This is a genomic window from Paenibacillus sp. CF384 (assembly GCF_900106745.1).
Taxonomy (GTDB): domain Bacteria; phylum Bacillota; class Bacilli; order Paenibacillales; family Paenibacillaceae; genus Paenibacillus_Z.
Genome location: NZ_FNNV01000009.1, coordinates 151,486 through 170,658 on the forward strand (window position 1 = coordinate 151,486; position 19,173 = coordinate 170,658).

At 51.0% G+C, this 19,173-nt stretch carries 14 protein-coding genes; 12 read left to right on the top strand and 2 right to left on the bottom strand.

Annotation, left to right across the window (positions count from 1 at the left end):
- Positions 1-124: 124 nt before the first annotated feature.
- The 7 genes from BLW29_RS16375 to BLW29_RS16405 all read left to right on the top strand — a co-directional run bounded on the left by BLW29_RS16375 (position 125) and on the right by BLW29_RS16405 (position 8,772).
- Positions 125-1,888 carry a sensor histidine kinase gene (locus BLW29_RS16375; RefSeq protein ID WP_090981460.1) on the top strand — a complete coding sequence of 588 codons (1,764 nt, stop codon included), beginning with the start codon at positions 125-127 and terminating at the stop codon, positions 1,886-1,888.
- On the top strand, positions 1,881-3,266 hold the full coding sequence (locus tag BLW29_RS16380) for a response regulator (protein WP_090981462.1): 1,386 nt from the start codon (positions 1,881-1,883) through the stop codon (positions 3,264-3,266). The genes BLW29_RS16375 and BLW29_RS16380 overlap by 8 nt, the downstream gene beginning before the upstream one ends.
- A 176-nt stretch (positions 3,267-3,442) precedes the next feature.
- Positions 3,443-5,155, top strand: coding sequence for an extracellular solute-binding protein (locus BLW29_RS16385; protein ID WP_090981464.1), 1,713 nt, complete (start codon positions 3,443-3,445; stop codon positions 5,153-5,155).
- Positions 5,156-5,243: 88 nt separating this feature from the next.
- Positions 5,244-6,143 carry an ABC transporter permease gene (locus BLW29_RS16390; RefSeq protein WP_090981466.1) on the top strand — a complete coding sequence of 300 codons (900 nt, stop codon included), beginning with the start codon at positions 5,244-5,246 and terminating at the stop codon, positions 6,141-6,143.
- A gap of 24 nt (positions 6,144-6,167) precedes the next feature.
- A complete protein-coding gene (locus BLW29_RS16395) occupies positions 6,168-7,052 on the top strand; it encodes a carbohydrate ABC transporter permease (RefSeq protein WP_090981468.1) in 885 nt (294 codons plus the stop codon).
- A 25-nt stretch (positions 7,053-7,077) separates the two neighbouring features.
- Positions 7,078-7,953: a ChbG/HpnK family deacetylase gene (locus BLW29_RS16400; protein WP_090981471.1), complete on the top strand. Its 876-nt coding sequence runs from the start codon at positions 7,078-7,080 to the stop codon at positions 7,951-7,953.
- 51 nt (positions 7,954-8,004) lie between these two features.
- The gene (locus tag BLW29_RS16405; RefSeq protein WP_090981474.1) at positions 8,005-8,772 is read left to right on the top strand and encodes an alpha/beta hydrolase; all 768 of its coding nucleotides are present in this window, start codon (positions 8,005-8,007) and stop codon (positions 8,770-8,772) included.
- A gap of 656 nt (positions 8,773-9,428) precedes the next feature.
- On the opposite strand, the gene BLW29_RS16410 is transcribed toward BLW29_RS16405, so the two are convergent.
- Positions 9,429-10,121 (bottom strand): hypothetical protein, encoded by a 693-nt coding sequence (locus BLW29_RS16410; protein ID WP_256208669.1) that lies wholly within the window; start codon positions 10,119-10,121, stop codon positions 9,429-9,431.
- 171 nt (positions 10,122-10,292) lie between these two features.
- A complete protein-coding gene (locus BLW29_RS16415; protein WP_090981476.1) occupies positions 10,293-12,401 on the bottom strand; it encodes a Sip1-related alpha-galactosidase in 2,109 nt (702 codons plus the stop codon).
- A gap of 411 nt (positions 12,402-12,812) precedes the next feature.
- On the opposite strand from BLW29_RS16415, the gene BLW29_RS16420 reads away from it, so the two are divergent.
- The 5 genes from BLW29_RS16420 to BLW29_RS16440 all read left to right on the top strand — a co-directional run bounded on the left by BLW29_RS16420 (position 12,813) and on the right by BLW29_RS16440 (position 18,925).
- Positions 12,813-14,882, top strand: coding sequence for a bifunctional aldolase/short-chain dehydrogenase (locus tag BLW29_RS16420; RefSeq protein ID WP_090981477.1), 2,070 nt, complete (start codon positions 12,813-12,815; stop codon positions 14,880-14,882).
- Positions 14,883-14,899: 17 nt separating this feature from the next.
- Complete coding sequence (locus BLW29_RS16425) at positions 14,900-15,271, top strand: sensory rhodopsin transducer (protein WP_090981479.1); 372 nt, start codon at positions 14,900-14,902, stop codon at positions 15,269-15,271.
- Between the two features lie 20 nt (positions 15,272-15,291).
- Complete coding sequence (rhaA, locus tag BLW29_RS16430) at positions 15,292-16,584, top strand: L-rhamnose isomerase (RefSeq protein ID WP_090981482.1); 1,293 nt, start codon at positions 15,292-15,294, stop codon at positions 16,582-16,584.
- An 11-nt stretch (positions 16,585-16,595) separates the two neighbouring features.
- Positions 16,596-18,068, top strand: coding sequence for a rhamnulokinase (locus tag BLW29_RS16435; protein WP_090981484.1), 1,473 nt, complete (start codon positions 16,596-16,598; stop codon positions 18,066-18,068).
- A gap of 86 nt (positions 18,069-18,154) precedes the next feature.
- Positions 18,155-18,925 carry a DeoR/GlpR family DNA-binding transcription regulator gene (locus BLW29_RS16440; RefSeq protein ID WP_090981486.1) on the top strand — a complete coding sequence of 257 codons (771 nt, stop codon included), beginning with the start codon at positions 18,155-18,157 and terminating at the stop codon, positions 18,923-18,925.
- The last annotated feature ends 248 nt before the right edge of the window (positions 18,926-19,173 follow it).

Consider the following 19,173-nt stretch of genomic DNA (forward strand, 5'->3'; position numbering starts at 1 on the left):
CAGAGCCGATCAACCATACGCTCATCCTCACCTCCTTGTTCGTAAAGCTGATGCTTTGCGTGCATGGAGGTTTTCTTGTTTTCTAATCGCATTCTGACCGGATAATAGCAAGAAGGAGGACAATATGGCATTTCGCAGCTCGAAACGCAAGCTAGATCTATTGCCTTATACACTGAAGCATCGGCTGTTCGCCATGCTGGCGCTGTGCGTTATCATACCGCTGACCTTAATCGGACTTATTTCTTTCTTTGGCATCTACAATGTGCTTCAGAACAAAGTGGAGAAAGGGGTCGAGAAAAGCTTGGAGCAAGAGCGTAAAGGGATCGAATCCATCTTAAGCAACTTGGATTACTCCTCGCGCCAGCTCGCCTTCGAAGGGAAGGTCGGCAAGGACCTCAAGAGTTATCTGACGTCACCTGATCCGCTGGATCGCAAAGAGTTGGCCGATGAGATCGAGAATTACATTTCTTTGATTAACTACACGAATCCGCTCCTCGGCTTGACGACGTATTATTTGCCTGAAACGAAGGAATTCCTGTTTGAGAATTTGTATATCAACCCCAAGCTCGACATTAACAACTTTGCAAAAATCAATCAGAATTCGAGCAATTATACGATTCACGGGCCGCATCGTACGTTATATACGAACAGCCGCAATTCCGTCTTCTCCATCATGCGTCAAACGGAAACCGGCTCCGGCGAGAAGAACATCGAGCCGATCTATGTCTATATTGAGACGAACGTCTCCGCAATCACGAGCTTATTCAACAATGACCCGTATGGTATGCCTGTCCGGCATTTGATGCTAGACGAGAAAGGTCACATTATCTATAACAGTCAAGAAGATACCGATTTCCCGATTGGCGCCGATATCGCTTCCATTAAGGATAGACTAAGCGACAACTTTGTTTTCTTTGAAACCTCAAGCAACTATGGCATTAAAGTAGCCGTCGTCATTGACCGCAATGACTACCATAAAGAAATGAATACTTGGCTGAAGCGCTTCGCAGCCGTCGGTATTCTCTCGCTCGTCATCGGATTAGCGATCGGTTGGATCATCTGGAGCATGATCTATGGCCCGCTGCAGCACATTCGCAAGCAGTTCAAGATGCTTGGGGAGAATCGGTTCAATGAGCCGCCGGTCTCTCTTCATATGAAGGAGTTTGACGAGCTGCTGTACCATTTCTACGAAATGCGGCAGCGTATTCGCGGGCTGATGTCAGAGATCGAACAGAAAGAATCACGCAAAAGACAGCTGGAAGTCGAGAAGCTCATGTACCAGATGAATCCGCATTTTATCCATAACACGCTGAATACCGCGCAGTGGCTTGCTCGCATTAACGGTCAGGACGAGATTGTCCGGCTGCTGATGATTTTTACGCGCGTGCTCAATTACAATCTGGGCAAGGAAGGCAAGATCGTCACCGTCGGCGATGAAATCCAGACCGTCAAAGACTATATGGAGCTGCAGCAAATCAGGTACAATCACAATTTCAATGTGGAGATCGAGGTAGAGGATGGGACAAGCGCGATTGAAATGCCCCGATTTATCCTGCAGCCGCTTGTCGAGAATGCCCTCTATCATGGTTTCAAGCAGAAGGATGGCACGATTACCGTTAAGGTAAGCAGACATGGCGAAGAGCATCTGTTCATCAGCGTGAAAGACAATGGGGAAGGGATGTCGCAGGAGGTAATCGAGAAGCTGTTTCAATCCAATGATCCTAACCGCCGTAAGGTGGGCCTTGGGATTGGGCTTAATTTCGTCAATAATATTGTGAACATGTACTATGGTGATCCCTATGGACTTGAAGTATCCAGTACGATCGGGGTCGGTACGGAAATGCGGCTGCTGCTGCCGATCACGGTGAAGGAGGTGTGGGATGATTAGGACATTGATCGTAGACGATGAGCATTTGGTACGCAAAGGATTGGTCTTTACCGTTCCGTGGAAGGAATGCGGGTTTGAAATTGTCGCTGAGGCGGACAATGGGGAGAGCGCGCTCGACATTATTGATCGCGTGCCGATCGACCTGCTGTTGACCGATTTGACGATGCCTGTCATGGACGGATTTGAACTGATGCGCATTGTGAAGGAACGTTACCCGGCAGTACGGACCGTTGTGCTGACCTGTCATCAAGATTTTCATTTTCTGCAGGATGCGATGCGTTTAGGGGCCATCGATTATGTCGTGAAGACCGATATTGCCGATAATGTGCTGGAAGAAATGCTCCTGCGCATATCAGAGCGAATCGTAGCGGAGCAAGCGCAAGGCGGGTTGGCGGAAGCCGCAGGGCAAGCGAAGCAGACTGAATCCCGCCAGTCATTGATCGTTATGCTTCCAGAGCTGGGCAAGGCGCAAGTCCGTCCGGCAGGACTGGACGGTGCCGTTCAAATCCAAGACTCGATCTGGATGGTTCCCGGCAAAACCAGCTCGGAAATCGATGCGCTCTTATCCCGAATCGAAAGGGAGGGAGAAGCGGGCAAGCATAGTTACGCGCGCGTCACGAATTGGCCGGATAAACCGAGAACTTCGGATTGGCTGCCGATGCTCAAGGAACGCATGTTTTACGAGTCCTATGCAAACGATGAATATATCGTTTCCCTATCGGAGCTCACCGGCGAGAAGCCGAGCACGGTAGATGTGCCTGCTCTTATTCGGCAAGCTTGGCGCAATCAGCGCTGGTTGTTCGATAAGAAGGAATTCGAGGAATTGATGCTTTCGATCCGTGAAGGCAAGCCATCCTATCGCAGCGTCGTGGCGATGTTCGAGGAATTGGCAGCCGCGTGGGAATTGCTAGCCGTTAACAACCGGCTATGGCCGAATTGGCGCTCGGCGACTGCGGCTTTCACCAGGTTGGACGAATGGCAGCACTGGTACGAGCAGTCATCGCGCAGCATCGCGCAATATGCCAGAAGCCGCGGGTTCTCGAATGACGTCTTTATCGCAATCATGCGTGCGCTCGAGATGCTGCATACGGATTCGGGTGAAAGCGCCAATCGTACCGAGCTGTCCGCCAAAGTGAATCTCAGCCAGAGCTATTTCAGTACGATATTCAAAGAGATCATCGGGAAGTCCTTTCATGAAGCAGTGAAAGAAGCGCGGCTGGAGAAAGCCAAGCACATGCTGGTGCAGCATGCGGATATGCCGATCTATTGGATCGCGGAGAAGACAGGCTTCCAGGATGAGAAGTACTTCAGCAAGATATTCCGGCTGCAAACCGGCATGGTGCCATCGGAGTTCAGAGAACGCCAGCTGCGCCGGTAAGGTAGAAAAAAAACGAATGCAGGTGAGAAAAAAGTCGTCTGGCGTCGACAGCTTTGTCCGATGGGCAGACGTTCTTCTCCCATGCATAAGTCCCGATTCTCTCACGATTCGGCTTGGTGCGGCGGTATGATGGACATGTACCAAATAACATTAAACAGCCGAAAGAAGGGGTCGCATTGAAAAAGGCAGCATTGTTGTCAGCAGTAGCATTAATGCTTGTTGTAACCGCTTGCGGAGATAAAACAAACGAGACCGCAAACTCAAACAATTCGAATAACACCCAAGCAGACGCACCGGCAAACACACCTGTAGAGAAAGCCGATCCGTTTGGTAAATACGCAGAAACCGTGGAGTTTACGACAATCGTGAACAACAACCCGGAAGCAGCTAAGAAGTTCCCGGAAGGCGAATCCTTCGAGAACAATAAATACAAGTCCTACCTGGAATCATCGCTTAACGTGAAATCCACGCCGCTTTGGGAAGCGAATGGAGCGGCATATGCCAATAAATTCAACCTCATGATTGCAAGTAACGATCTGCCTGACATCTTCGTTGTGGAGAATATCGACAAGACTCCTGCCAAAACACTGCTGAAACGTATGTACGATGCAGGCATGCTGGAAGATCTGACAACGGTTTATGAGCAATATGCAAGCGATGCGGTTAAGGAAGTAAACGCTTCGGTCGATAACAAAGCGCTAGAGAACGCATCATTCGATGGCAAGCTGTACGGCCTGCCGAGCGTTAACGATATGAACAACGCACAGATGGTTTGGATCCGCCAAGACTGGCTGGACAAGCTGCAATTGAAAGCTCCTACAACAACGGATGAGCTGATGGCGGTAGCCAAAGCGTTCAAGGAACAAGATCCGGACGGTAACGGTAAAGCAGATACGCTTGGTCTTGCTGTACAAGGCGCACAATTGTTCAACAACGATCCGTTCACGTTGACAGGTTTCGTATGGGCAGAGAACGCGTTCCCGAACATGTGGGTCAAAGACGCTTCCGGCAAGCTCGTATACGGCTCAACAATGCCTGAAATGAAAACAGCGCTTGGCAAACTGGCGCAAATGTACAAAGACGGCTCGATCGACAGCGAATTCGCGCTTCGTGACGGTAACAAAACATCGGAATTCCTAGTCAGTGACCGCGCCGGCATGATGATGGGCATGTGGTGGAACCCGTACTGGCCAATCGGCGGTGCGATCGACAATAACCCTAAAGGCGAGTGGAAAGCTTATCCGATCCTGACTGGCGACCATGTTAACGTAGGCAACGAGTTCTACTCCAACTCCTTCATGGTTGTGAAGAAAGGCTACGCACACCCAGAGCTTGCTGTTAAGATCATGAACACGATGAAAGCAAACTCGACGAAGAAAATTCCTGAGCTGCTGGAGCTTGAAACAACAGGCATCTACAAAGCAAGCGATTCGACCAGAAACCAATGGGGCTTGAACGCACAAATTTCCCCGGCATTCCCGGATACAACGGCTCGTACCGTTAAGAAATTCGATGATATTTTCGCTGGTACAGCGCAAGAGAGCGTTCTGGATATCGCGGAGAAACCGATCTTTGATCAAGTGAAATCGGAGAAAGACAATCCGAAGAAAGATCTGAACAACTACAAGACGTTCCTGGCTTGGATGGAAGGTAACGGCGTAGTTTCGCATAACAAGCTTAACAACGTATTCAACGAATTCACGGGCACAACGCCAACAATGGAACAAAGCAACACGACGCTTACAGATCTTCAAACGAAAGTGTTCCTCGAAATCATCATGGGCAAGAAAGATATTTCGGAATTCGACAACTTCGTAACGCAGTGGAAGAAGCTTGGCGGCGAGAAGATCACGGAAGAAGTAAACGCAGAATATACAAAGACGCATTAAGGGAAGTTCAAGCAGATGGAGAAGGAAAGGCGTTAATCTTAACGGTTAACGCCTTTCGTTTCCTAAGCGGGATGGGAGGATTATAGAGATGGCAAAGCTGTGGCAGAAGGAATCCATACATTTTCATATCATGCTGTTGCCGGCACTCGCATTGGTCTTGATTTTTCAAATCTATCCGATGTCAGGTATCGTATTGGCGTTCAAAGATTTTGTGCCTACTAAAGGCATCTGGGGCTCGCCTTGGGCAGGCTTCAAGCATTTTCTCTTCGTGCTCGACAATCCGGAAAGCGCCACGATATTGCGCAACACCTTGATTATTTCGTTCGGTAAAATCATCACCCTCATTATTGTGCCGGTCGTATTCGCACTTATGCTTAATGAAATTAGACTTCGCTGGTTCAAACGTACCGTTCAAACGATCGTTTATCTGCCCCACTTCCTGTCTTGGGTCGTCGTAGCAGGTATTCTCAAAGATGTCCTTTCCCTTAGCGGCCCTGTGAACTGGGTGCTTCATAGCTGGTTTGGTTTGGACCCGCAAATGTTCCTCGGGAGCAATGAATGGTTCCGTACGATCATCGTGTCATCCAACGTATGGAAAGAGTTTGGTTTCTCAACGATTATTTACTTAGCGGCTCTCACCAACATCAACCCTTCGCTGTATGAAGCGGCTGAAATTGACGGAGCAGGACGTTTCCAAAAACTAATGAATATTACATTGCCGGGTATTGCGATGACGATCGCGCTGCTTGCTACGCTGAGCCTTAACGGCGTACTTAATGCGGGCTTCGACCAAGTCTTCAACATGTACAACGTACTGGTCATGGAATCCGGCGATATTATTGATACGTATGTGTACCGCTCGGGGCTGATGTCCGCCCAATATGAGATGGCAACCGCGATCGGACTGCTGAATTCCGTCGTGAGCTTCATCTTAGTTATTCTTACTTATACGATGGCTTATCGATTTGCTAATTATCGCATCTTCTAGTGTATACAAGCGAGGTGAAATGGTATGGTTCAAAATAAAACGCTCGGTTCGCGGTCATTTGACGTATTTCTGCTGCTGTTCATGGTAGTCGTATCTCTTCTGTCCGTTGCGCCTATTATTCATACGCTGGCATTGTCGCTGAGCAAAGCTTCCTTCGCCATGGCCGGACAAGTTTTTCTATGGCCGAAAGGCTTCGATATCAGCTCTTATCAAAAAGTATTTACGGATAAGCAATTCTTTCTCTCTTTCTGGGTTTCGGTGAAACGTACCGTCACTTATACTGGATTTAGCTTGCTTGTCACTGTGCTGATGTCATACCCACTATCACGTGAAACCAGACAATTCAAATCGCGGAACGTCTATATGTGGGTGTTCGTATTCGTCATGATGTTTAACGGCGGTCTCGTACCGACGTACCTGACGATCAAATCCCTCGGGATGATGAATAACTTCTGGGTTCTGATCCTGCCTGGACTGGTTAATGTGTACAACGCCATTCTGGTCATGAACTTCTTCCGGAACCTGCCGAAGGAATTGGACGAATCGGCTGGCATGGACGGAGCAGGCGCATGGCGGAAGCTGGTACTCATTTACTTGCCGCTCTCGCTGCCTGTACTTGCGACCATTACGCTGTTCAACGTCGTTACGACATGGAATGAATACTTCTCTGCGATGATCTACGTCACGAAGAGCAACTTAATTCCGCTGCAAACGTATTTACAGCAGGTCGTTGTTACCATCGATCCGACGAAAATCACCACCGAGAACGTAAGTCAGCTTACGAAAGTATCGAGCGAAACGCTTAACTCGGCCAAAATCGCCGTCACGATGCTGCCGATTCTCATTATTTATCCGCTGCTTCAGCGCTATTTCATCACGGGGATAACGATGGGTTCTGTCAAAGAATAAATCCAATGTGAAGCGAGGATCTTTCATGACGAACAGTAGGAACAGTGTAAACAGTGCAAACAGTGCAAACAGTGCAAACAGTACAAACAGTGCAAAAAGTACTGTGGAATTAATTACGAGAGCCGACGACTGTGGAAATTGCGAGTCGCATAACCTGGCGATCGCGGAGAGCGTGAAGCATGGTATCGTGCGCAACGTCTCCGTGATGGCAACAGGGGCCGCGCTTGAGCATGCGGCGGCTTTGTTTGCCGAAGACCGAAGCACCTGCTTCGGTCTTCATGCTACGATGAATGCGGAATGGGAGACATTCCGCTGGAAGCCGCTGCTCCCGGCATCGCAAGTGTCAACACTTGTTGAGGCGGATGGGTACTTCAAGCAGCATCCGGGGCTGTGGCTTGCCGCGCCGCCGGATGTCGAGCAGATCTTGAGCGAGATGAAGGCGCAGCTGGACAAGCTGCGTGCTGCGGGGTTTGACATTACATATGCGGATTCGCATATGTTCTTCGAATGGGCGGTCAAAGGGCTCGATGCGGCTTTCGACGCGTGGTGCGTGCAAGAAGGTCTTATCAGTCATCGGCCGTTTACGGGGAGATTGCCTGAGCTTGGCGGAACTGCGGGAGTTGGAGAGGGTGCAGGTGCAGAAGCGAGTGTGAATGCAGGTGATCCGGTGGATCAGTTCGTCGCTCGGTTGAAGCTCGCCGCGCCGGGGCAGTATCTGATCGTCGGCCATCCCGGCTATGACGATGAAGAGACGCGGAGCTGGGGGAACTCGGATTATCCGGGTACGAAGGTTGCGCAAGACCGTCATTGGGAGCGCCTGATGTTTACGGATGCGCGTGTACTGGATGCCGTTCAGAGTGGTGGCATTCGCTTGCTTCGTTATGATGAGGCGCAGATGTAACAGAAACGATCGATTGCGGATTCTATTGCAGTTACAGGAGGAGAATGAACGATGGCAGTCATTCATATGGATTTTTTTTCAAGCGTACTGGGGATGACCTCAACGGTATCCATCGTGATGCCGCAGGATGTGCAGCCGGGCGAGAAGCTGCCTGTGCTGTATATGCTCCATGGTTTAAGCGATAACGAGAATACGTGGCTTCGCCAAACGACGCTGGAATACCAGCTCTCGAAATATCGTATGTGCGTCGTCATGCCGAACGTGCATCGCAGCTTCTACTCCGATATGGCGCATGGCGCAAAGTACTGGACCTATGTGAGCGAGGAGCTTCCGAAGATCGTCAAAGCGATGTTCCCGATTTCGGACCGCAGAGAAGATACCTTCGCAGCTGGCTTATCGATGGGTGGTTACGGCGCAATGAAATTGGCGCTTGCGCATCCGGATCGTTACGCTGCAGCAGCAAGCTTCTCCGGCGCGCTGGATATCCGCGCGATCGAGAATTTGTTCGTAGGCAGTGAATTCACCGATATTTTCGGTGATCTGGCAGATGCGAAGGAGCATAAGGATGACTTGTTCCACCTCGCGAATGTCGCGGCACGATCGGGCAAAGAGCTTCCTGCGCTGTATCAATGCTGCGGGACGGAAGACTTCCTTTATGCCGATAATATCCGCTTCCTGAATCACTTGAAAGCGCTAGGCGTGGAGCTTACGTACGAGGAAGAACCAGGCCTGCACGAGTGGGGCTACTGGAACATGAAGCTGCCGCGCGTGCTTGAATTCCTTACCGGCGCTGCGAAGAAGGATGCTGTACTTAAATAAAGGAATTGAATCCCGTCTCCCGGCTTGCCGAAGACGGGATTTTTGTATATGCGTCTGGTTATTCTAGCCCCACTCAACTGAGCAAACCCGAATCACGCCGGTACCCACACCAACATACCTACCTCGCCCGACCCACGCCGGTTTCCCACACCAACATACTCTCCTCGTCCGACATATCGCCGGTACCTACACCAACATACCCAACGCGCCCGGTATTCGCCGGTCCTCCCCGGAGACAAACCTTGAAATGTAATAACTACAACTCGAACGGAGAATTTGTGAATAAGTATGTAGCTAACGTGTACCCAATACAATTGAACTACTGAAAACCAATCGTATTTCCTGATAATATAGATTTGACTTGTACTTCATACACTTCACATACCACCAAAGGCATGAAAAGAGAGATTGTATTGTACTAAGTGCACGTTAACATTGTCGAGTCGTGCAGTAGGAGTGACCGCGTACCTTAACACTTTTTGAGATGTATAAACTACACTTCAAACGGAGAATCTGTGGCAAAGTATGTAGTTAACGTGTATCCAATACAATTGAACTACTGAAAACCAGATGTATTTCCTGAAAAAATAGATTTGACTTGTACTGCAAACACTTCACGTGCCATCAAAGGCATGGAGAGAGAGATTTTAATGTAATTAGTGCATGTTAACATCGATTCGAGCAGTAGGAGTGATTTCGTACCCTAACACTTTGGTGCCTTTGCCCGAGATGACAGGACGAAGTTTACCTTTGGAGACCAATTCACGGATATGGCGTAGTGTCGTACGGTAATTGATAGTGAGGTGTTTTGAAATATCGATTGGTTTGACGGGTTTCCCTAGCACAAGCGCAAAACGCATGACCTCCTTTTCGATTAAGAGAGAACGACTGATGCTTTGTGCATTAGGCTGGAATTGATTCAAATAAAGTCGCAGCAAACTAATAATTAATTCAGGTTTCCTTTCTATATCGTCGTACGGAATGGAAATTAATCGATAGCCGATTGCTTGAACATAAATCTCTCGGTTACAACTGCCGCTGAACTTGAAACGGTCCATATCCCGGGCATGGGATGAAAAACTTTTGACCTCGATGAGCAGCTTTTGATATCCGCCTGGAGGCAAAAATGCGAAGTCTGCAAACCATGGCCTGCCACGCCAATCTTCGATTTCGAACTCGGGATGCAGATGTTCCAAGCTTCCTCTAAGCTCCCACCAGATACTGCGAGCGAACAAAATTTCCCCGTGTGCATGTCCGCGTTCCAATCGACCTTTGCGTTCTCCTGATCTTAAGCTGAGGTGATGAGTCAACCATTTCTTATGTGCTTCGTCGAATCCATGCAATGCCAATTTGACATCCTCCTATATGAAAATAAAAATGAAAACGCCCCGAGACATCCTTATGGGATGTTTCTCGGGGCGTTCTTCGCCATCTATTGCAGTTTAACGCCTTTAGGTCCATTTCGTCTAGATTTGATTACTGAACCATAACGGATTTTGAATGTGTCGATTTGGTTTTGTCTAAGTCCACCTAAATTCGACGAGTACTTCAGCATCGGTTCCATCGCATGCGATGGAGTAGAAGCCCTGCTCGGAGCGGATTTCTACTGCTTGTCCGTTTACAGTTGCGGATACTGGTGCGGTCTTCGCCGCGAAACCGTATACGCCGCCTTCGCGCAATAACACGGTTGCGCGATCCGGTTGAGCGAGCATCCATTTGACGGTTGCTGCCGAGACGTACTTATTGATAAGGCCGAAGCTTGCAAAGCCGTTACGGTAAGGGGCGGCTGTGAACAGCTGCGGTTTGCCGCGTTCAACCGTGAAGCTATAAACCCCAGACTCGTCCAGCAACGAAGCGTTACGGCCGAAGTAGTCGTAAACGGCATATTCGGCGTCAGCCTCCAGCCCGTCAATGTCACTCAAGCGGAACTCGCCTTCGATCGGCGCAGCTTCCGTATGAATGTGGAAGGCAGCGAGCAAGCCGCTGTCGCCGGAGCGGCTCATGATTTTGAGCGGAACCGCGGTTTCGACGGGGTTGACCAACAGAACATCCTCTGTCGGTACGCCTGGTTTGTCGGCACGAAGCACACGGCCGTCAGCCAAAATAAGCGGGCGAAGTACGTCAGCATCGGTTTCACCGACTTTGTCGCTGATATAAACCGGGCCGCCGCTAATTGCTCGGAGCACGGCATGATCACGACTATCCTCGTGGGAAGTCCACCAGATATCCCAATCGCCCCAGTACAGCGTGCTGTGATAGAACGAATTGTAGGCGTTCTGCAGCGCGTGCTCGCGGAACCATTCCGGTTTGGCCGGATAGAAATCGTCGCTGTTGCGCGAAATCGCGGAATTGACGCGGCTCCAAACATTTTCCTGTGCCATGCCCATGCAGTTAATCAACCGACCGTCGAAATATAGCGATGCCGAAGCTTCGAGCGCTTCATGCAATCCTTTCGCCGCTTGTCCAAGAGGCTGCTGGCCTTTGACAAATTCGATCAACGAGCTCTGGCTGTCGACCTTCAGCATATCGATGCCTTGCCCAGCCAACCAGCTATGCCACTGTTTCCAGAAGCCGAAGCCTATCTTCGCATCTGTGCTAGGGACGAGGCGCCCGGCAGTGTCGGCCTGCAGTAGGTCACGATGTTTAAGGGCAATCTCGCCCTCCGGGTCAACGCCATGCCAATAACCCGTGAACGCGTGCCAGACGCCAACCCAATTGACGCCGTACTCATTCTTGAGCTTGCTTACCGTACCGGCAAGCCCGTCCGGAAACTTCGAGCGATCTTCCTGGAACGAAACAAGCGTTTTCTCGCGGACCGGTGACCAGCCGTCATCGATCATCACCCATTTCACCGGGACCTGCTTATAGCGCAGCTCATCGGCTTTCTCCTCAATGCCTTTCTGCGAAACATCATGATAGAACGCATCCCATGTGCACCACCCCAGATATTCGAAAACTTCCGGGTATCGCTTCGACTCGCGCAGACGAACCGGCTCATTCCGAGCTAGAAATACCGATTCAGCGGCTTTCTCGACAACTTCATAAGCACTGTCACCTTCATGCAAAACAAACAGAAGCTCGCGACCCGTCCTTACACCGCGAAGCAGCGGAGAAATAACAAACTGCAGCCCCTCACCGTCACCGCGCAGCGTGGTTTTGAACACATTCGAGCATTGCGGGAACAGCTGGGTATAGCGGCCGTTCGCTTTCCAGAGCAGCGCTTGCGTTTTCTCCGGGAGCGCAGCTGTGCTCTTCGCCATATAAGGCCGCGTCCACCACCACTTGTACGCATTATAGTGTGCCAGTACACCTTCCAAGTTGCCGACAGGCTCGCCGACCGACAGCACGATGCCATTATCTGCTGCCAAAGCATGCGTGACACCGAACACATCCTGCTTTAATTGAACGGACATATACGCGCTCACGGTGTGCGCATAACAACGAAGCTCAAGCGTCAGATCGCTTGTTTCTTCCGTATCATGGAAAGGCAATAGATGCGTTTCGTAGCGGCCAAGTTCATCTTGACCACTGTCACCTTCCACCCAGCCTGCCGTTTGATAACTAGGGGTATCGCCATTCTCATAAGTAACTTTAAGTCCATATCGGTTAAATAAATGTTGTGGTTTCATCTGCTAATCTCCTTTGCCGCTTCAATCGTGCTCTGCCAATTGAGCAGAGTACAACTGTAATCATAACGGAAATGCCCTGCATGCTAGGAGGGAAATAGGTCTTGCAAAGGTGGAAAATCGTCTGTAGTTGCATAGGGATGAAATGTTGACCATTCAGCGCTTCGGAGCTGATATAGCGCACCAGGAAGTCTACATCGGAGCGGATTCGGCGAATGGAGTTCATGAAGCACAACAGGGGAGCTACATGAAGAGCACCCACCTTACAAAAAGCTCGGAAACACAGCGCAGTTTCACCTTCGCTGCCCATTCCGAGATCTTTTTGTTTTTCTTTGATTTTCTGTATTCAAAAACAAACAAACATGTTACACTATTTTCAACATCATATATCAAACTCATTCGGAGGTATTCACAATGGTACAAAGTTTGTGGGAGCAAGAGAAAGCATCGGAACTGCAAGGCGGACTTGCGCAGTTGGTTTATCGTTCTAATATCATCGGTACGGATCGCCGTGTATGCAACTGGGGCGGCGGCAACACGTCGAGCAAGACGACGGTTCAGGATTTCCGAGGTCGTGACATTGAAGTGATGTATGTGAAAGGAAGCGGCTCCGACCTTGCTACGATGAAAGCAGGCAACTTCACAGGTTTGCGCTTGGAGGATATTCGTCCGCTGTTCGAGCGCGATGAGATGTCCGACGAAGAAATGGTTGGTTACCTCGCGCACTGCATGATCGACAGCAAGCACCCGCGCGCTTCGATTGAAACGCTGCTGCATGCCTTCCTTCCATTCAAACACGTGGATCATACACATCCGGATTCCATCATCAGCCTGTGCTGCGCAGATAACGGTAGAGAGCTGGCCAAAGAAATTTTCGGCGACCGTTTCGTATGGGTCCCTTATGTACGCCCAGGCTTTACCCTTTCCAAAATGATCGCGCAAGGCGTGCTTTCGAATCCTAAAGCGGAGCTTGTGCTCATGGAGAAACACGGTCTTGTCACTTGGGGCGAAACGTCCGAGGAAGCTTACGCGCAAACGATCAAAATCATCACGGAAGCGGAAGACTTCATCGAAGCTCGTGTTAACGAAGCGAAGCTGTTCGGCGGCGTGAAGCACGCAGCGCTTGAAGCCGATGTGCGCAGAAGCATTGCAGCGCAAGTGATGCCAACGATTCGCGGCGCAGTAAGCGATGCGAAGAAAATGATCTTAACCTTCGACGATGCAGACGATGTACTGGCATTCGTTGGCGGCGCGAAATCCCCGGAGCTGTCCCAAGTCGGAGCAGCTTGCCCGGATCACCTCGTTCATACGAAGGTCGTTCCACTCTTCATCGATTGGACCCCGAACGTGAGCGACATAGACGGCTTGAAAGCGATTCTGAAAGAGAGCGTCTCTGCGTATAAGAAACAATATGAAGCCTATTTCGATAGGAATAAGAACGATGGCGACGTGATGTTCGAAGCAGCGCCTCGCGTTATTCTGATCCCGGGAATCGGCATGATCAATACAGGCAAGAGCTGGTCCAATTCCAAAGTAAGCGGTGCACTCTATCACCGTGCCATTGCGGTTATGCGCGGTGCAACAGCGCTTGGCGAATTCGTCTCCCTAAGCGAGAACGAGTCCTACAACGTGGAGTACTGGCCGCTAGAGCTGTACAAATTGTCGCTTGCTCCTGCAGAAGCAGAATTCTCCCGCAAAGTGGCGTTCATTACCGGCGGTGCCGGCGGTATCGGCAGCGAAACGGCTCGCCGCCTCGTTTCCGAAGGCGCGCACGTCGTGCTTGCAGACCTGAATTTGGAAGGTGCGGAGCGAGTAGCCGGCGAAATTAATGAGAAGTTCGGCGAAGGCCGTGCTGCAGCTGTGAAGATGGACGTTACGAGCGAAGAAGCGGTTATGGCGGCTATCGCAGAAACAGCCATCACATACGGCGGTATGGACATCATCGTGAACAATGCGGGTCTTGCAACCTCGAGTCCTTTTGACCAAACATCCTTGAAAGAATGGAACCTGAACATGAACGTGCTTGGCACAGGCTACTTCCTTGTAGCTCGTGAAGCGTTCAAGCTGATGAAAGAGCAAGCCATCGGCGGCAATATGGTATTCATCGGCTCCAAAAACTCCGTTTATGCGGGCAAGAGCGCATCAGCGTATAGCTCGGCCAAAGCACTAGAGGCTCACTTGGCACGCTGCGTGGCTGCAGAAGGCGGGGAGTTCGGCATTCGCTGCAATACGATTTTGCCGGATGCGATTCTGCAAGGTTCTACGATTTGGAACGGCAGCTGGCGCAACGAGCGGGCAGCCGCTTACGGCATCGAGCCGGATCAACTGGAAGAGTACTACCGCAAACGGACGACGCTGCTCGTGAACATCTACCCGCGCGATATCGCTGAAGGCGTTGCATTCTTCGCATCGTCCAAGGCTGATAAGACAACCGGCTGTATGTTGACAATCGACGGCGGCGTGCCGGCAGCATTCACACGATAAGAGAGGTTGGTGCGGGCATGTATCAAGCAAGAGGCGAGAAACACTGGATTATTCCGGACGGTTATATTCCGCCAACAAGTAAAGGTTCACTTGAAAGCCATGAATCAGTATGTGTGCTTAACTGTGCTTCCGAGGACGCACTGATTCGGATGACGATTTTCTTCGAGGATCGCAATCCTATCGAAAATATTCTTGTTGTCGTACCGGGCAGACGAACCAAACATATCCGTACCTCTACACTGTCATCTGGCGGAGAGTTCATCCCGGTCGGCGTTCCATATGCGATTGAAGTATTGAGCGATATACCGATTATCGTGCAGTACAGCCGTTTGGATGCAACTCAGGCGGAAAATGCATTAATGTCAGTCGTAGCTCATCCTCTCAAATAACGATAAAAGGAGCATGTGAGATGGACCAAACAATTCAAGCCAATTATGAGGCAGCCAAAGCGCTGTATGCACGCCATGGTATCGATGTGGATGCGGCACTTGAGCAGCTGGCTCAAATTAAAATATCGATGCACTGCTGGCAGGGAGACGATGTTCGCGGCTTTCTGAATAAAGGCCAAGCGCTTACAGGAGGCATCTCCGTTACGGGGAATTATCCTGGGGCTGCCGGTACACCGGAAGAACTGCGCTCGGATCTGGAGCTTGCTTTCTCCTTGATTCCGGGTAAGCACAAGCTGAATCTGCATGCGATTTATGTGGATACCAACGAGCAAGTTGAACTGGACAAAATCGAACCGAAGCATTTTCAGAAATGGGTGGATTGGGCGAAGGAGCAAGGCCTAGGACTAGATTTTAACCCAACCTGCTTCTCCCATGAGAAGTCGAAGGACGGCTTCACGCTGAGCCATCCGGATCCGGAGATTCGTCAATTCTGGATCGACCACTGCAAAGCATCTCGCAAGATCGGAGCTTATTTCGGCGAGCAGCTCGGTCAAACCTGCGTCACGAACGTATGGATTCCGGACGGCTTCAAGGATACGCCGGCGGATCGTTTGGCACCGCGCAAACGACTCAAGGATGCACTGGATCAAGTATTCGAGGAAGAGTTGAACCCAGCTCATAACCTAGATGCAGTAGAGAGCAAGCTGTTCGGCTTGGGCTCGGAAGCCTATGTTGTCGGTTCGCATGAATTCTATATGGGCTATGGCATGCAGAACAATAAACTGATCTGTCTGGATGCGGGCCATTTCCATCCGACGGAAGTCATTTCGAATAAGCTGTCTGCGATTTCGCTCTTCACAGATGGCATTCTGCTGCACGTCAGTCGCCCAATGCGCTGGGACAGCGATCATGTCGTCACAATGGACGATGAGCTGATTGATATCGGTCGTGAGCTAGTTCGCGGCGATCTGCTTAGCAAAACACATATCGGCCTTGATTTCTTCGATGCCAGCATTAACCGTGTGGCCGCTTGGGTTATCGGGACGCGCAACACGATCAAAGCGCTGATGAGAGCAATGCTGGATCCGGTTGAAGCGCTGCGCCAAGCTGAACTTGATGGCGATTATACGACTCGCATTGCGCTGCAAGAAGAATTCAAGTCTTACCCGTTCGGTGCGGTTTGGGATTATTACTGCGAGAAGAACGGTGTGCCTGTGCGTGAAGCATGGCTTGCCGAAGTGAAAGCTTACGAGCAAGCAGTGCTGCTGCAGCGTGGCAAAGAACCGGTCGAAGCAGCAGAATCTAACGTATAGGAGGATGCAGCTTGCCAAGCATTCTGGCTTATGACCTTGGAGCCAGCAGCGGAAGAGCGCTGCTAGGCCGATTGAATAATCGCATCATTGAGGTGGAGGAGCTTCACCGATTCGGCAATGACCCGGTCGGCGTCGGCGACCGTTTGCAATGGGATATTCTCCGCTTGTTTCATGAGATCAAACAGGGACTGCTGAAGGCTAAGCATGCCGGCGAAACGCCGGCAAGTCTTGCCATCGACTCTTGGGCGGTCGACTTTGGTCTAATTGGCCGAGGCGGCGAGCTGCTTGGCAATCCATACCACTATCGGGATCATCATACCGATGGTGTTATGGAACGCACGAAGGCGCGCTTGACGACGGAGATGATTTTCGGCCGGACAGGAATTCAATTTCTGCCGTTCAATACGATCTATCAGCTTGCGGCGCTGAAGGAAGCGAACTCTCCGCTGCTTGAGGGAGCAGAGCGTTTCCTCATGATCCCGGACTTACTTCGTTACTTCTTGACCGGCGAGATGCATAATGAATTCTCCAATGCGACAACGACACAGTTGTACAATCCGCTTGAAGGACGCTGGGACCAGCCGCTGCTTGAAGCGATTGGGATCTCGCCATCGCTGTTCGGCGACGTTGTTCAGCCTGGTGCACGAGTGGGGCAGTTGCGGCCTTCTCTTATGGAAGAGCTGGGCATCGGCGCTGTTCCTGTGTATGCTGCAGCCGAACACGACACGGGTTCTGCGGTTGCGGCGGTACCGGCGCTGGAGCGTGATTTTGCCTACTTAAGCTGTGGCACTTGGTCTCTGATGGGGACGGAAATCGATCAGCCTATCATTAACGAGCTTGCGCAAGAGTTGAATTTCACGAATGAAGGCGGCGTTTATGGTACGTACCGTCTGCTCAAGAACATTATGGGGCTGTGGATCCTGCAGGAAAGCCGCAGAGCCTGGGAACGTGCAGGTCAATCGTACAGCTTCCCTGAGTTGATCGCGATGGCGGAGAAAGCGCCGGCGTTCGCTGCTCTCATCGAGCCGGATGATCCGATGTTCCTTCATGCAGGCGATATGCCGGCTCGGATCCGCCAATATTGTGTGTCAACGGGGCAGACCCCACCGGCAACACCGGGCGAAATCGTCCGCTGTATTCTGGAAAGCCTTGCACTGAAATACCGTTATGTGCTTGAATTAACAGAGCGGCTTTCTGGCAAATCGTTCAGCGGTTTGCACATGGTAGGCGGCGGCATTCAGAATGTGCTGCTATGCCAGTGGTCAGCGAATGCGATCGGCAAGCCGGTGTGGGCCGGTCCGGTTGAAGGAAGCGCACTTGGCAACCTAGTCGTGCAGTGGATCGCGCAAGGTGAGCTCTCTGATATTTGGGAAGCGCGTAAAGTGATCCGGGAGTCGTTCCCTGTTGTGGTGTACGAGCCGCAGGAAAGCCAACTATGGGAAGATGCATACGGGAAATTCCGTGCTTTAACGGGACTTATATAATTGAAGATGGCTGGCTGCGCCGCTTGAAGGCGGGCAGCCAGTTCATGTAGCAGGCAATACGAGCAGTTCGCGAGAAGAGGATGACTATGCTAGTTGCAGAGCGTTATGAGAGAATTGTAGGACTGGTAAATGAACGGGGCAGCATTCGGGTAACGGAGCTTAGCGAGCTATGCCAGGTGACGGAGGAGACGATCCGCCGCGATTTGGACCGGCTGGAGCAGGCGGGCAGGCTTCGCCGATCGCATGGCGGCGCGGTCAGCGTCAAGGATCTGCCGCAGCAGCAGCCGGAAATTCCATATGCGGAGCGGGAAATTACGCACGCGGAGGAGAAGAAGCGTATTGCGCAGGAGGCGGTGCAGCTCATTCGCCCTAAGGACCGCATCCTGCTCGACGCGAGCTCGACCGCGTGGTATATGGCTTCGTATTTGCCGGATTTTCCGCTGACGGTGCTGACCAATTCGATTAAAGTAGCGACCGAGCTGAGCAGTAAGGAGCGCATTGAGGTCATTTCGACAGGTGGTTTACTGGCGCAGCGCTCGCTGTCTTTCGTCGGTCCGCTGGCGGAACGGTCGCTCGACCTTTACCATGTCGATAAAGTATTTCTCTCATGCAAAGGGGTTCATTTGGACCGCGGCATTAGCGAGTCGAATGAACTGCAAGCGCGCATCAAGCAGAAAATGATCGGGATGGCGGACGAGGTCGTCTTGCTGGCCGATGCCAGCAAGTTCGGCGTGCAGGCGTTTACGCATGTCGCAGACATGAGCGATATTAATCGGATCATTACCGATCAACGGCTTCCGCAGGAGACGCGGCTGCAGCTTGCGGAACGTACAGAAATTTCTGTCCAGACGGTGTAGTTAGCAAAGATGAGGTTGTCTCGAAAGTACGCACAAGGCGACTTTTGAGGCGGCCTTTTTTTGTGGTTTGTTGGTATAGCTTTAAGTAGGGTAGCGATTACCGCTCTTTCGTGGGAATGCGGTAAAGGTGCTGCTTTAAGTGCGGGAGTGCGTTAGTTGGTCGAATGTGTGGCTCCAAGAACGACACATCAGCAATTAGTTGGTCTTTTCAGTGAATGTGTGGCTCCCAGAGCAACACATTAGCAGTT